Origin of the sequence: Stenotrophomonas sp. CFBP8994, from assembly GCF_034044835.1 — a bacterium.
GTDB classification, from domain to species: Bacteria; Pseudomonadota; Gammaproteobacteria; order Xanthomonadales; family Xanthomonadaceae; genus Stenotrophomonas; species Stenotrophomonas rhizophila_A.
On sequence record NZ_JAXCWT010000002.1, the window covers coordinates 549,327 to 562,847 of the forward strand.

Below are 13,521 nucleotides of genomic sequence, written 5' to 3' on the forward strand. Positions count from 1 at the left end.
ATGAGCACCATCCGTTGCGACATCGTCAGCGCCGAGCAGGAAATCTTCCGTGGTGAAGCGACTCTGGTCGTGGCTACGGGTGAGCTTGGCGAACTGGGCATCGCGCCCAAGCATGCCCCGCTGATCACCCGGCTCAAGCCGGGCAAGGTGGTGGTCACCACCCCGAATGGCGAACAGCTGGACTTCGCCATCTCCGGCGGCATCCTCGAGGTGCAGCCGCAGGTCGTGACCGTGCTGGCCGACACCGCGATCCGCGCGCAGGACATCGACGAAACCTCGGTCCGCAAGGCCAAGGAAGAAGCCGAGCGCATCCTGGCCAACCGTGGCGAAGCGATGGAAGTGGCCGAAGCCCAGCAGAAGCTGGCCGAAGCCGTGGTCCAGCTGCAGGCGCTGGAGCGCCTGCGCAAGACCCTCAAGCACTGACTTCCAGCGCTTACCGCTGCATACAACAACGCCGGCTTCTGCCGGCGTTGTTGTTTCCGCGTGCCGGAAACGCGGCACATTGACGGCGGGCGTTCTAGAATCGCAGTCGTCACCTTTGATCACCCTCCATCCCCATGACCCAAGCCCTGCACGTCATCATCCTCGCCGCCGGCGCTGGCAAGCGCATGAAGTCAGACCTGCCCAAGGTGCTGCAGCCAATTGCCGGCCGCCCGATGCTGGCCCATGTGATCGATACCGCGCGCCAGCTGCGGCCCGACGCCATCCATGTGGTGTACGGCCACGGTGGTGAAGCGGTGCGCGCGGCGTTCGCCGACCAGCCCGACCTGCAGTGGGCCGAGCAGACCCAGCAGCTGGGCACCGGCCATGCCGTGCAGCAGGCCATGCCGCAGGTGCCCGATGCGGCCACGGTGCTGGTGCTGTACGGCGATGTGCCGCTGATCCAGGTGGATACCCTGCGCCACCTGCTGGCCCAACCGGGCCGCCTGGCCGTGCTGGTGGCCGATATGCTCAACCCGACCGGCTATGGCCGGATCGTACGCAATGCCGAAGGCAAGGTGGGCGCGATCGTCGAGCAGAAGGACGCGACCGACGAACAGCTGGCCATCCGCACCATCAACACTGGCATCATCACCGCCGAATCGACCGCGCTGCGCACCTGGTTGTCTCAGCTGTCCAACAGCAACGCGCAGGGCGAGTACTACCTGACCGACGTGTTCGCTTCGGCAGCGGCCGACTACACCCCGGCCGACATGGCCTTCGTTGCCGACGCCCAGGAAGCCGAGGGCGCCAACGATCCCTGGCAGCTGTCGCAGCTGGAACGGGCCTGGCAGCTGCGCGAAGTACGCGCCTTGTGCACGCAGGGTGCGCGCGTGATCGACCCGGCCCGGCTGGATATCCGGGGTACGGTCACGGTCGGCCGTGACGTGCAGATCGACGTCAACGTGATCCTGGAAGGCACCGTTGAACTGGGCGATGGGGTCAGCATCGGCCCGTTCACCCGGCTCAAGGACGTCAAGCTGGCCGCCGGCACGGTGGTCAAGCCGCATTGTGACCTGGACGGCGTGGTCAGCGAGGGCGCGGCCGACATCGGCCCGTTCGCGCGGCTGCGCCCGGGTACCGTGCTGGCCGACGGTTCGCACGTGGGCAATTTCGTGGAAACCAAGAAGGTGCACCTCGGCGTGGGCAGCAAGGCCAACCACCTCACCTACCTGGGTGATGCGGTGATCGGCAGCAAGGTCAACATCGGCGCCGGCACCATCACCTGCAACTACGACGGCGTGAACAAGTCGCAGACCACCATTGGCGACAACGCCTTCATCGGCTCCAACAGCGCGCTGGTGGCGCCGGTGACGATCGGGCAGGGCGCAACCATCGCGGCCGGTTCGGTGATTACCCGCAATGCACCGGAAGGCAAGTTGACCCTCGCGCGCGCGCGCCAGCAGACGATTGAAGGCTGGCACCGCCCGGTGAAGAAGTAACCGGGCATTGCCTGGGCCGGCCAACGGCCGGCGCTACCGCGGCGTATCCGGAGCCCATGGTTGATTGATCCGGATCCCAATGGACCCGTAAAAATTCGTAGCGCCGGCCGTTGGCCGGCCCAGGCGAACCCATCACCCCGGCAAAAAGATCGCCACGCACAGACCGCCCTCGCGGCGGTTCTGCAGCGACACGCGCCCACCATGCGCCTCGACGATTTCGCGGGTAAGCGCCAACCCGAGCCCCGTGCCATTGCGCTTGGTGGAATAGAACGGCATCAGCGCGTTCTGCAGCACCGCCTCGTTCATGCCCTTGCCACGGTCCAGCACCTCGATCCGCAGCCACTGCGGCAGCCGGGTCAGGCGCAGCTCCACGTCATCATTGGGTGGCTCGGCTTCACTGCACGCTTCATGCGCGTTCTTGAGCAGGTTCAGCAGCGCCTGGCCCAGCTGGGCGATGTCCACGCGCCCCTGAAGGTCCTCGGGAATGTCCGCCATGCGGAACGGAATCTGCAGCTGCAGCCCGGCCAGGAACTGCTTCCACTGCACGTTCTGCAGCTGCGGCTGCGGCAGCTTGGCAAAGCGCGCGTAGCCGCGGATGAAGCCTTCCAGGTGACGTGACCGGTCTTCGATGGTGGCGAACACTTCTTCCAGGCGCTCGGTCTTGCCACGCCGCACCAGCTCGCCCCCGGAATGCGCCAGCGAAGCAATCGGTGCCAGCGAGTTGTTGAGTTCGTGGCTGATCACCCGGATCACTTTCTTCCAGGTCTGCACTTCCTGTCGCCGCAACTCGGCGGTGAGCAGGCGGATCAGCAGCAGGTCGTGCGGGCGGCCGTTGAGATGGAAGCTGCGCCGCGACAGGTGGTAGACCTGCTCGTCATCGTCATCCGCCTCGTCATCCACGTCACCCGGGCCGCGCACCGCAAACAGGCTGTCGCCGCCGCGTTCGATGGCATCGCGCAGCTCCACCGGCATGGTCTCCAGCACGTTCTGCATGGCCTGGCCTTCCAGCTTCCAGCCGTTGTGCAGCAGCTTGCGCGCGGCCAGGTTGGAGAACATGACGCGCTGCACGCCATCGCCGCCGTTGGCCAGCAGCAGCATCGCCACCGGCGTGTTCTGCACCATGGTGTCCAGCAGCAGCTCGCGCTGCACCAGACCCTGGCGCTGTTCGCGCAGCACGTCACCCAGCTCGCGGTGCGCCTGGACCAGGTCGCCCAGTTCATCGTTGCCCGGCCAGTACACGCTGAAGTTGTATTCGCCATCGCGGTAGCTGCTGGTGGTGCCCGACAGCGCCCGCAGCAGCGAGCGCACCGGCGCGGTGGCACGGCGCAACGTCCACCACATCAGCACCAGCAGCACCACGGCCGACACCAGCGTCACCAGCCAGCCCTGGTCCATCCAGTACGCCAGCAGCCACGGCCCGGCCGCGGCCAGCGCCAGCACCGGCAGCAGGCGCAGGAACAGGCGGAAGGTGAACGAGGTGCGCTTCATTCGCGCGGAATACCGTAGCGGTCCATGCGGCGGTACAGCGCCTGCCGGCTCAAGCCGAGTTCGGCCGCAGCCTGGGCAATGATGCCGTGGCTGTGCGACAGCGCCGATTCGATCCGGCTGCGGTCCGGGTCGGCGGCAGGCGTGGCCGCACGCGGCGCCGCCGCAGCACGCGGCAGGTTCAGGTCCCCCACTTCAATACGCGGGCCTTGTGCGAGCAGGCCGGCGCGCTGGATCACGTTGCGCAGCTCGCGCACGTTGCCGGGCCACGCGTGGCGTTGCAACGCACTGGCGGCGGCATTGGACAGTGGCTTGCCATCGCCCAGGAAGCGTTCGGCCAACGGCAGGATGTCGCCCGGTCGCTCGGCCAGCGGCGGCAGTGCCAATTCAACGGTGTTGAGGCGGTAGTACAGGTCTTCGCGGAACTGGCCGTCGCGGATCATCGCCGGCAGGTCGGCGTTGGTCGCGCTGATCACGCGCACCTTGACCTGGCGCTCGCGGTTGGAGCCCAGCCGCTCGAAACGGCCGGTTTCCAGCACGCGCAGCAGCTTCATCTGCCCGCCCAGCGACAGGTTGCCGATCTCGTCCAGGAACAACGTGCCGCCATCGGCGGCTTCGAACTTGCCTTCGCGCGCCTTGTTGGCGCCGGTGTAAGCGCCGGCCTCGGTGCCGAACAGTTCAGCCTCGATCAGCTCGGACGGAATGGCGCCGCAGTTCAGCGCCACGAACGCGCCTTTGGCCACCAGCGAGTTGGCCTGGATGATCTCGGCGATCTTCTCCTTGCCTGCGCCGTTGGGCCCGGTGATCAGCACCGGCAGCTCCGAGCGCGCGACCTGGCAGGCCAGGTTCACCACGCGTTCGCTGGCCGGATCGGCCACCACCGCGCCGCGCAGGTCGTAGCGTGCCTCCAGCGCCGTGCGGTCGCGCTGTTCGCGCGCACGGCGGCGGTCAAGCTCGCGGCGGGTTTCAGACAGCTCCAGCAGGTTGTTGACCGTAGTCAGCAGCTTGCGGTCGTCCCAGGGCTTGGCCAGGTAGTCGGCCGCGCCGGCCTTGACCAGGTCCACCGCGCTGCTCAGATGGGTCCAGGCGGTAAGCAGGATCACCGGCAGGTCCGGATGGCGGGCGCGGATCTGCTGGAACAGCGCCTCGCCTTCTTCACCGGACGTGGTGTCTTCGGTGAAGTTCATGTCCTGGATGACCAGGTCCACTGGCTGCTGTTCCAGCAGCGCCAGGCCCTCGTCTGGCGACAGCGCGTGCACGGCGTCGATGTCGTGCAGCGAGAACAGGACCTCCAGCGCGGTAGCCACGCTGGCGTTGTCGTCAATGATCAGGATCGAAGGCATGCGGCAACGAAGGACCGGAAAGTAGGCAGAGAGTACCCGAGCGCCGGGCCCACCGGCAGGGTGGGCCCGGAAGGCGGCTTACGGGCGTTCCGGCGGTGACGGCGGCGCCGGCGGGGGAGGCGGGGGCGGCGGTTGCACCGCGCGCCATGCTGAGGTCGGCACGCTGACTACCTGGTCGCGGCCGGCGCGGCGCACCGTGACCGGCACGCTGGCTTTGTCGCTGGCCGACAGTGCGTCGGTCAATTCGCCCACCTTGCGCACCGGCACGCCGTCCACGCGCAGGACCTGGTCGCCGGCCTGCACGCCGAAGCGGCTGGCCGGCGACGCGGCGGTAACGCTCACCGCGCCCTGTTCGGATTCGAGGGTCAGGCGCGCGCCATCCCGGCGCCAGTCCATACGCGACGACTCGCTCTGGGCGCTTTCGGCGCAGGCGGTGGTGCTGATCAGCAGCAGGGCGGCCAGCGTGAGACGGATGGGGGAAAAGGTCATGTCAGGCACTCCGGGTGGCGACGGCCGGCGGTACCGCCGCGGCGCGGTGGGCGGGCCCGAACACGGCGATCTGACCCAGCAGCCAAAGTAGCACTGCGCCAATGGGCAGGTAGGTGATCGGCATGCGCGGCAGCTCGTAGGCACCCATCAGCCACAGGTTGATCGAGTACGCCAGCAGCATGCCCAGCACGATACCCACGGTGGCCAGCAGGAAGTTCTCGGTCTGGAAATAGCGCAGGATCTGGCCGCGGGTGGCGCCCAGCGCACGGCGGATGCCGATCTGCTTGGTACGCTGCTGCACCCAGAAGCTGGCCAGGCCCACGATGCCCAGCGCGGTGACCACCAGCAGCGCCACGCAGACCGTGATCAGCAGGCCGACCATCGCGCGGTCGTTCTGGAAGTACTTCTCGCGCTGTTCGGTGTAGGTGAGCTTGGCGCGCACCATGCGGCTGCTGTCCACCTTCTCCAGCGCGGCCACGGCGGCGGTGAGCACTTCCTGGCGGCGCGCCGCGTCGGTCACCCGGATCAGGTACGTGCCCATATCGTAGTTGACCCGCACCGGCAGGATCATCGAATAGCCGGTATCGGACTCCACCGTCACCGGGCGCGCCAGTTCCTTCACCACGCCGACGATGCGTAGCGGCATGCGCCCGCTGTAGATCGTCTTGCCGATGGCCTGGCCATCCGGGAACAGCTTGGTGGCGGCCTTGCTGCTCAGGATCACCGCCGAGCCGCGTTGCTCTATGGTGGCGTCCTTCTCCACGTCTTCCATGTTGGCGAATTCGTCGCCCTCGAAGTCGCGGCCGGCCACCAGCTGCAGGCCCATGGTATCCAGCGTACCTTCCATGGAGAAGTACTGCGCGGCGTTGAAGTTGGGGCGTTCCTGGTCGGGGATCAGCGACAGGCTGGTGTTCCAGGAGTTGCGCCGGAACGGCAGCTGGTTGATCGCCACTGCGTTCTTTACCCCGGGGATGGAGCGCAGCGCGGCCAGGTCCTCACGGGTACGCGCGGTGGCATTGACCTGCTTGCCGATGCCGCCCAGGCGCACTTCCAGCAGTTCCTGCTCGGCAATGCCGCTGGGCTGGTTGATCTTCTCCAGGCGCTGGCCGATCAGGAACAACGCGTTGCAGACGATCGCGCAGGTCAGCGCGATCTCCAGCACGATGAGTGCGGCGGCGGTCTTGTGCCGGCGCAACGTGCTCAGGATGGGTCGGATATCCATGATGTGCTCCGGATCCTTACTGCGATTTGAGTTGAATGGCGGGGGTGACCTGCATGGCGCGCAGCGCCGGCAGGAAACCGGCCAACAGGCTGGCGGCCAGGGTCAGGCCGAAGGTGAGCAGCAGCATCTTGCCGTCCAGCGTGGCCAGCTTGGCGTAGTCCACCGGCTGCTGCCGAACCGCATACAGGCCCAGCAGGGCCAGTCCCAGGCCCAGCACGCCACCGGCCAGGCCGACGGTGCCGGCTTCGACCAGCGACTGCAGGAAGATCTGCCCGCGGCTGGCACCCAGTGCGCGGCGTACGCCGATTTCGCCGCTGCGGCGCAGGAACTTGGCCAGCAGCAAGCCCACCGTATTGATCAGGCACACCGCCAGGAAGCCCAGTGCCAGCCACAGCTGCAGGCGCACGTCGCTGGGCACCACCTGCTTGAAGTCCAGCCACTCCATCACGTTGCGCAGGCGCACGTTGGACGGACGCTGGAAGCGACCGGCGGCCTTCTGCTGTGCCGAGTAGTTTTCCAGATACGCCCGGTAGTCGCCGGCGTCGGCCGGCGAGGCCAGCTCAACCCAGTACTGCATCCACACGCACGGTGCATTGAGTGCGGTTTCCTCGCCGTTGGCGTTGTCCCAGCAGTTCATGTTGCCATTGCGGCCGAACTTCAGGTCCAGCGCGGTGAACACCGGCACGAAGATGTCTTCGCTGTCGCCGTAGCGGCCGGTTTCCAGGTCGTAGAAGTGCGGGTTGGGATTCCATTCGTCCAGCACGCCGACGATGTTGAAGGTGTGCCCATCCATGCGCAATGGCTTGCCCACGCTGTTCTGGCCGTTGAACAACTTCTCGTTCAAGGCCTTGGAGATCACCGCCACCCGGCCACGGCCTTCGTCCTGGTCGGGCTTCCAGCCCTGGCCGTACTTGAACGGCGCATCGAACATGGTGAAGAAATCGCTGGACGCATAGCGCGCATCGGTGTCGAACGGACGCAGCGTGCTGTTGTCCGGTTCCACCGTGACGCCACCACCGGTCATCAGCACCTGGTGTTTGGCCTTCTTCTCACGCAGCAGCGTTTCGCCATCGAAGCGGGTGACCTGCTCTTCGGGCTCTTCGCTGGGCTGGTAGCCGATCATCGGCCGCGGGTCGACCTGCACGTTGAACAGGCGGTCGCTCTTCTGCGGGATCGGATCGCCTGACAGCACATGGAACACGGTCAGGGTGGTCATGGAAGCACCGATGCCCAGCGCGATGGCGATCACCATCAGCGCGGTCAGCACCTTGTTGCGCCGGAAGCTGCGCAGGGCCAGTCGGAAGTAGTAGGCGAGCATGGTGGCGGGCCTCAGTCGTTGAGCGTGGCGACGGCAACGCGCGGGGTGGCCAGCACCGGTTCCCGCACCAGGTCGGTGGCCTGGCCATCGACGATGTGCACGTTGCGCTGGGCACGCGCGGCCAGTTCCGGGTCATGGGTGACCATGACGATGGTGGTGCCGGCGGCGTTGATTTCTTCCAGCAGTTCCATAACCCCGCGGGCCATCTGGCTGTCCAGATTGCCGGTCGGTTCGTCGGCCAGCAGCAGGCGCGGGCTGCCGGCCAGGGCGCGGGCGATGGCGGCGCGCTGCTGCTGGCCGCCCGACAGTTCGGAGGGGTAGTGCTTCATGCGCGAGCCCAGCCCGACCTGGCCCAGCGCGCGTTCGATGCGCTGCTTGCGTTCGCTGGCCGGCATGCCGCGGTAACGCAGCGGCACGTCGACGTTGTCGAACAGGTTGAGGTCGGAGATCAGGTTGAAACCCTGGAAGATGAAGCCGATCTTCTGGTTGCGCAGGCGGCTGCGGGCATCGTCGCCCAGCTTGCTCACGTCCTGCCCATCGAGCATGTAGGTGCCGCTGGTGAAGGTCTCCAGCAGGCCGGCGATGTTGAGGAAGGTGGTCTTGCCCGAACCGGACGGGCCGGTTACCGCAACGAACTCACCCTCGCGCACGTGCAGGTCCAGCGAACGCAGGGCATGGGTTTCCACCTGTTCGGTGCGGAATACTTTGGCGACCGAGCGCATCTCGAGCATGGCTGTTTCCTTGGTTGAAGTGATGAGGGTGATCAGTTGATGGACACGGATTCGGCATCGCCGAACAGTTCAGCGCCGGAGACGACCACGCGGTCGCCCGGGCGCAGGCCGGACAGGATTTCCACTTCGCCCAGGCTGCTGACGCCCAGCCGGACCGGGCGGCGGATCGCGGTATCGCCATCCATGACGTAGGCCTGGCCGTTGCCCTGTTCCACGAACGGGCCACGCTCGACCTTGATGACATTGCGGCGGGTATCGAGCACGATCCGCGACTGCATGCGCTGGCTCTGGCGCAGGCCCTGCGGTTGTTTGTCGGTGAAGCGGATGCGGGCGTTCACTTCGCCGGCCACCACTTCGGGCGACACCGCGCTGATCTCGCCCGGGAACGGCTGGCCGTTGCCGCTGGTGAGCTGGGCCGGAATGCCGATGGACAGGTCGCGGGCGAAGCTTTCCGGCACCTTGATCTCGATCTCGAAGCGCGACAGATCGACCACGCCCAGGATCGGCGCGTTGGCCGCCACCTGGGTGTGCTGGGTGGCCTGGACCTGGCCCACCTGGCCATCGAACGGTGCGCGCAGGGTCAGCGCGTCCACCTGGCGCTGCACTTCTTCCACCACCGCGCGCTGGCGGTCGGCCAGCAGGCGCTTGTTGCGGGCATCCAGGTCCGCGCCCTGGCCCTGCAGGCGGGCGTCGGTCTGGGCGTTGGCCAGCGAGATGTCGGCCTTTTTCAGGCTGTCGTTGGCCTTGGCCAGGTCGATCTGCGGCACCGCGCCGCCGTCATAACCGCGCTGGTAGCGCTGCAGGTCGCGTTCGGCGGCCTGGCGCTCAATGCTGGCCTGGTCGGTTTCCTTGCTGGCCTTGGCCCGGGCCAGGGTGGCATCGAGCACGGCGCGGCTGGCTTCGGCTTCCAGCCCGGCCAGGGTGGTGCGCTCCTGGGCCAGCTTGCTGCGCAGCTCGGGGCTGTCGATCACGGCCAGCTCCTGGCCCTTCTTCACCACATCGCCGGCCACCACCTTCAGGTCCACCGTACCGGCGGAGATCGCGTACAGGATCGGGCTGTTGGCGGCGATCACCCGGCCATCGGCGGCCAGGTCGCGGACGAGGTCGCCCTGCTTGACCTCGGCAATACGCACCCGCGCGCTGTCGAAGGAGCGGCTGGACCCGAGCCAGGCGCGGGCGGCGAAGACGATCGCCAGCAGCACCACCAGCGCGGCGATGCCCGGCCACAGCCAGCGCTTCCACGGCGCGGCCGTGCCCGGGGTGGAGAGGGTCTGGTCCTGTGCGGAAGTGTCGCGGATCATCGGGCTCGTTCGCGGTTGGGTTGCGGTATACCAAGCACACCGCGTGCCAACATTGGCCCCTTTGAAAACAACAGCTTGCGAAGCGGGCGCGATTGTCCGGGTGTCCGCGGACACCGCAGCGGACACTTTTGTTAAGCGGACAGCGTCCAAGCGGTCCAGCCGCCCACGCTAGAATGGGCATTCGACAGCAGGGATCTGAATCTATGTGCGGGATTGTGGGGGCGATCGCGGATCGCGATGTGGTACCGGTACTCATCGAAGGACTGAAGCGGCTGGAATACCGGGGCTACGACTCGTCCGGCATCGCGGTACTGGACCAGACCCAGGCCCAGGCCGACGTGCGCCGCGTGCGCCGTACCGGCCGCGTGGCCGAGATGGAAAAGGCCGCCATCGCCGAAGGCTTCGACGCCACGCTCGGCATCGGCCACACCCGCTGGGCCACCCACGGCGGCGTTACCGAAGCCAACGCCCACCCGCACATCAGCCACGGCGTTGCGCTGGTGCACAACGGCATCATCGAAAACCACGAAGAGCAGCGTGAGCGCCTGCGCGGGTTGGGCTACGTGTTCGAGTCGCAGACCGACACCGAAGTCATCGCCCACCTGATGCACCACAACCTCAAGAACGGCGACAGCCTGCTGTCGGCGCTGCAGCGCACGGTCAAGGAACTGACCGGTGCCTACGCGCTTGCGGTGATGAGCCGCGCCGAGCCGGACCACTTCGTCTGTGCGCGCATGGGCTGCCCGCTGCTGGTGGGCCTGGGCCAGGGCGAGAACTTCGTGGCGTCCGACGTGTCGGCGGTGATCTCGGCCACCCGCAACGTGATTTTCCTGGAAGAGGGCGACACCGCCGACATCCGCCGCGATGGCGTGCAGGTGTATGACGAACACAACCAGCCGGTGGACCGTGGCGTGCACCAGTCGGATGTGTCGCTGGCCTCGCTGGAGCTGGGCCCGTACCGCCACTTCATGCAGAAGGAAATCCATGAACAGCCGCGCGCGCTGGGCGACACCATCGAAGCGGCGATCGACGCCGGTGGCTTCCCGGCCGAGCTGTTCGGCAAGAACGCCGAAAGCGTGCTGGCCGGCATCGAAGGCGTGCAGATCCTTGCCTGCGGTACCAGCTACTACGCCGGCCTGACCGCGCGCTACTGGATCGAATCCATCGCCGGCCTGCCGTGCAGCGTGGAGATCGCCAGCGAGTACCGCTACCGCGCCGCGTATGCCAACCCCAAGCACCTGATCGTCACCATCTCCCAGTCCGGTGAAACCCTGGACACGATGGAGGCGCTGAAGTACGCCAAATCGCTGGGCCACCTGCACACGCTGTCGATCTGCAACGTGCCGGAAAGCGCGATCCCGCGCGCCAGCGAACTGGTCTGCTACACGCGTGCCGGTGCCGAGATCGGCGTGGCCTCGACCAAGGCGTTCACCACCCAGCTGGCCGCGCTGTTCCAGCTGACCGTGGTGCTGGGCAAGCTGTACGGCCGCATCGATGCCGCGCAGGAAGCGGAGTACCTGGAGCAGCTGCGCTTCCTGCCGGGCAGCGTGCAGCATGCGCTGAACATGGAACCGCAGATCGCCATCTGGGCAGAGCGCTTCGCGCGCAAGAACAGCGCCCTGTTCCTGGGCCGCGGGCTGCATTACCCGATCGCCCTGGAAGGCGCGCTCAAGCTCAAGGAAATCACCTACATCCACGCCGAAGCCTACCCTGCTGGCGAGCTCAAGCACGGCCCGCTGGCGCTGGTGGATGAAGATATGCCGGTGGTGGTTATCGCGCCGAACGACAGCCTGCTGGAGAAGGTCAAATCCAACATGCAGGAAGTGCGCGCGCGCGGCGGCGAGCTGTTCGTGTTTGCCGACCAGGACAGCAACTTCGTCGAATCCGAAGGCGTGCATGTCATCCGCACTCCGCGCCACGCCGGCGTGCTCAGCCCGGTGGTGCACACCATCCCGGTGCAGCTGCTGGCGTACCACACCGCCTTGGCGCGCGGCACCGACGTGGACAAGCCGCGCAACCTGGCAAAGAGCGTGACGGTGGAGTAAGCGATCGACCCAGGTCGATCGCGGGAAGGTGCCCACCCTTGGTGGGCACGCTTCAACACGAAAAGGGGCGGCCCAGCAGGGCCGCCCTTTGCCGTTTCTGGCGTCGGGAAAACTTTAGTCGAGTCCGCCTGCGACATTCAGCGTCGGTTCTAGTCGGAATGCCATTCTCGGGGTGTCAGCCGTTGGCTGCGTCAATCGGTCCCACCACGCAAGGCGTGTGGCTTCACCCAGTCTGCAACAGGAAAAAGAATGAACGTCCGCGAACTTCTGCAATCCAAGAAAGACTCCGTTGTCACCATCGACGTCGAAGACACGATCGGCGCCGCCGCCCACAAGATGAGCGCGCACAAGATCGCCGCGCTGGTGGTGATGAAGGATGATGTGCCGGTCCGGATCATCTCCGAGAAAGACATCGTGCGCAGCCTGGCCGACGACGGCCCGCAGGCGGGTCGCCGGGTAATCTCCACGCTTCCTTCGGCCGGCCTGGAAGGCATCGCCCCCGAGGCGACCCTGAAGCAGGCCATGGCGCTGATGACCTACTCGCGCCACCGCCACCTGATGGTGACCGAAGGCAGCAAGCTGGTGGGCATCCTCAGCCTGGGTGACATCGTCAAGAACCTGCTCAGCGAGCTGGAGCTGGAGAAGGCGGTGCTTCAGGACATCTATATGGCCGCGCACTGAAAAGGGCGGCGGGGTGGGGCGGACGACTAGTCCGCTTCCACGCGTCGACGGGACTTTTGATTGGCTTCACGCGCTGAGTTGAGCGCCGCCTGGGCTTTGACGAGCTCAGCAGGACTGAGGAGTTCGGCGTCGGCCGGTAGAAACCAACCTTTGATGCAGCTGAAGTCCCTGAGCGCGATCTGTACGTGACTGTCCCTGTGAAATCCCGACCGAGGTGCGATCTCTGGACCTTGGCGGAAAGCGCCCCGTACGGCTTGAAAGTACTCAAATCCGTAGACCTGGAAGAGCTTGGAGTGAATAAATTCGAAAACCGCTCGATCCAGTCCACGAAGAAGAAACTCCTCGTCAAGAGGATTGACGGGGACGTTCAGCGGGGTTCGTTGGCCACTGCGAAGATGGGTCGCCTGAAAATACAGGTGCGCGTTCTCGAACTCTCGACGGCCAGTACTGGTGGTCATATCCAGGCAGCGTTGGATGCTGAAGATGCATCCGACAACCGCAGGCGAGGCAATTGGCCTCGCAGTAAGCCAGCGCAAAGGCTCGCTCGCCGCAGCTTCGGCGAATGCCAGCGCCCGTTCCTGATCCGCTTCAAGTAGATAGAAGCCCGACCCGAGCCAGTCGTATTGGTTGTTGCTTGGCTTGGGTTTCAGCTGTCCAGATATGAGGCCATCCCGGACCGCGATATCGCAGCCGTGATATCCGATCTGAAGGTGGCCATGGCTCATCTATGGCAGCGCTTCAACTTGCCGGCGGGCGTCAGCAACCCTGCTTTGCGCATGATCTCGACGGATTCCTCCGGCGTCATGTCATATATCCAATGGATCCGCTGCTCGTGGCTTTCGCTGAGAAGCTGTGCGGCAGTCAACGGCAGGGTAGGGGGCCGACCGGTCAATCCCTTGGCCGCAGGCTTCTTCTTGGAGATTGGAGTGACCATGGACGGAGCATAGCTTCCCCGGTTCGTGCTTGGCACCGGCAGGCATGTGC

At 66.1% G+C, this 13,521-nt stretch carries 13 protein-coding genes; 4 read left to right on the plus strand and 9 right to left on the minus strand.

All coding sequences use genetic code 11. The annotated features are described in order from the left end of the window. Complete coding sequence (locus SOM39_RS07210) at nucleotides 1-423, plus strand: F0F1 ATP synthase subunit epsilon (protein ID WP_068854096.1); 423 nt, start codon at nucleotides 1-3, stop codon at nucleotides 421-423. Between the two features lie 134 nt (nucleotides 424-557). Continuing rightward, the gene (gene glmU, locus SOM39_RS07215; RefSeq protein WP_320457924.1) at nucleotides 558-1,922 is read left to right on the plus strand and encodes a bifunctional UDP-N-acetylglucosamine diphosphorylase/glucosamine-1-phosphate N-acetyltransferase GlmU; all 1,365 of its coding nucleotides are present in this window, start codon (nucleotides 558-560) and stop codon (nucleotides 1,920-1,922) included. 132 nt (nucleotides 1,923-2,054) lie between these two features. On the opposite strand, the gene SOM39_RS07220 is transcribed toward glmU, so the two are convergent. The 7 genes from SOM39_RS07220 to SOM39_RS07250 all read right to left on the minus strand — a co-directional run bounded on the left by SOM39_RS07220 (nucleotide 2,055) and on the right by SOM39_RS07250 (nucleotide 9,811). Further along, nucleotides 2,055-3,410, minus strand: coding sequence for a HAMP domain-containing sensor histidine kinase (locus SOM39_RS07220; RefSeq protein ID WP_320457925.1), 1,356 nt, complete (start codon nucleotides 3,408-3,410; stop codon nucleotides 2,055-2,057). Then, a complete protein-coding gene (locus tag SOM39_RS07225; protein WP_320457926.1) occupies nucleotides 3,407-4,750 on the minus strand; it encodes a sigma-54 dependent transcriptional regulator in 1,344 nt (447 codons plus the stop codon). The genes SOM39_RS07220 and SOM39_RS07225 overlap by 4 nt, the downstream gene beginning before the upstream one ends. Before the next feature lie 78 nt (nucleotides 4,751-4,828). Then, entirely contained in the window at nucleotides 4,829-5,239 is a 411-nt protein-coding gene (locus tag SOM39_RS07230) for a PDZ domain-containing protein (protein WP_320457927.1), read from the minus strand. A gap of 1 nt (nucleotide 5,240) precedes the next feature. Then, on the minus strand, nucleotides 5,241-6,461 hold the full coding sequence (locus tag SOM39_RS07235) for an ABC transporter permease (protein ID WP_320457928.1): 1,221 nt from the start codon (nucleotides 6,459-6,461) through the stop codon (nucleotides 5,241-5,243). A 16-nt stretch (nucleotides 6,462-6,477) separates the two neighbouring features. Then, complete coding sequence (locus SOM39_RS07240; RefSeq protein WP_068854091.1) at nucleotides 6,478-7,779, minus strand: ABC transporter permease; 1,302 nt, start codon at nucleotides 7,777-7,779, stop codon at nucleotides 6,478-6,480. Between the two features lie 11 nt (nucleotides 7,780-7,790). Continuing rightward, on the minus strand, nucleotides 7,791-8,510 hold the full coding sequence (locus SOM39_RS07245; RefSeq protein WP_068854090.1) for an ABC transporter ATP-binding protein: 720 nt from the start codon (nucleotides 8,508-8,510) through the stop codon (nucleotides 7,791-7,793). A 32-nt stretch (nucleotides 8,511-8,542) separates the two neighbouring features. Continuing rightward, nucleotides 8,543-9,811, minus strand: coding sequence for an efflux RND transporter periplasmic adaptor subunit (locus tag SOM39_RS07250; RefSeq protein WP_068854089.1), 1,269 nt, complete (start codon nucleotides 9,809-9,811; stop codon nucleotides 8,543-8,545). 203 nt (nucleotides 9,812-10,014) lie between these two features. On the opposite strand from SOM39_RS07250, the gene glmS reads away from it, so the two are divergent. Both glmS and SOM39_RS07260 read left to right on the plus strand, forming a co-directional pair. Beyond that, entirely contained in the window at nucleotides 10,015-11,856 is a 1,842-nt protein-coding gene (gene glmS, locus SOM39_RS07255) for a glutamine--fructose-6-phosphate transaminase (isomerizing) (protein WP_320457929.1), read from the plus strand. 249 nt (nucleotides 11,857-12,105) lie between these two features. Next, the gene (locus SOM39_RS07260; protein ID WP_068854086.1) at nucleotides 12,106-12,537 is read left to right on the plus strand and encodes a CBS domain-containing protein; all 432 of its coding nucleotides are present in this window, start codon (nucleotides 12,106-12,108) and stop codon (nucleotides 12,535-12,537) included. Between the two features lie 26 nt (nucleotides 12,538-12,563). On the opposite strand, the gene SOM39_RS07265 is transcribed toward SOM39_RS07260, so the two are convergent. Continuing rightward, nucleotides 12,564-13,262 (minus strand): hypothetical protein, encoded by a 699-nt coding sequence (locus SOM39_RS07265; RefSeq protein ID WP_320457930.1) that lies wholly within the window; start codon nucleotides 13,260-13,262, stop codon nucleotides 12,564-12,566. Continuing rightward, a complete protein-coding gene (locus tag SOM39_RS07270; protein ID WP_320457931.1) occupies nucleotides 13,259-13,471 on the minus strand; it encodes a hypothetical protein in 213 nt (70 codons plus the stop codon). Before SOM39_RS07270 ends, SOM39_RS07265 begins: the two co-directional genes overlap by 4 nt. Nucleotides 13,472-13,521 lie beyond the last annotated feature (50 nt).

Bases quoted from the DNA above. Each gene is read 5' to 3' on its own strand.
- SOM39_RS07210 (WP_068854096.1), top strand. From the start codon at position 1: ATGAGCACCATCCGTTGCGACATCGTCAGCGCCGAGCAGGAAATCTTC.
- glmU (WP_320457924.1), top strand. From the start codon at position 558: ATGACCCAAGCCCTGCACGTCATCATCCTCGCCGCCGGCGCTGGCAAG.
- SOM39_RS07220 (WP_320457925.1), bottom strand. From the start codon at position 3,410: ATGAAGCGCACCTCGTTCACCTTCCGCCTGTTCCTGCGCCTGCTGCCG.
- SOM39_RS07225 (WP_320457926.1), bottom strand. From the start codon at position 4,750: ATGCCTTCGATCCTGATCATTGACGACAACGCCAGCGTGGCTACCGCG.
- SOM39_RS07230 (WP_320457927.1), bottom strand. From the start codon at position 5,239: ATGACCTTTTCCCCCATCCGTCTCACGCTGGCCGCCCTGCTGCTGATC.
- SOM39_RS07235 (WP_320457928.1), bottom strand. From the start codon at position 6,461: ATGGATATCCGACCCATCCTGAGCACGTTGCGCCGGCACAAGACCGCC.
- SOM39_RS07240 (WP_068854091.1), bottom strand. From the start codon at position 7,779: ATGCTCGCCTACTACTTCCGACTGGCCCTGCGCAGCTTCCGGCGCAAC.
- SOM39_RS07245 (WP_068854090.1), bottom strand. From the start codon at position 8,510: ATGCTCGAGATGCGCTCGGTCGCCAAAGTATTCCGCACCGAACAGGTG.
- SOM39_RS07250 (WP_068854089.1), bottom strand. From the start codon at position 9,811: ATGATCCGCGACACTTCCGCACAGGACCAGACCCTCTCCACCCCGGGC.
- glmS (WP_320457929.1), top strand. From the start codon at position 10,015: ATGTGCGGGATTGTGGGGGCGATCGCGGATCGCGATGTGGTACCGGTA.
- SOM39_RS07260 (WP_068854086.1), top strand. From the start codon at position 12,106: ATGAACGTCCGCGAACTTCTGCAATCCAAGAAAGACTCCGTTGTCACC.
- SOM39_RS07265 (WP_320457930.1), bottom strand. From the start codon at position 13,262: ATGAGCCATGGCCACCTTCAGATCGGATATCACGGCTGCGATATCGCG.
- SOM39_RS07270 (WP_320457931.1), bottom strand. From the start codon at position 13,471: ATGGTCACTCCAATCTCCAAGAAGAAGCCTGCGGCCAAGGGATTGACC.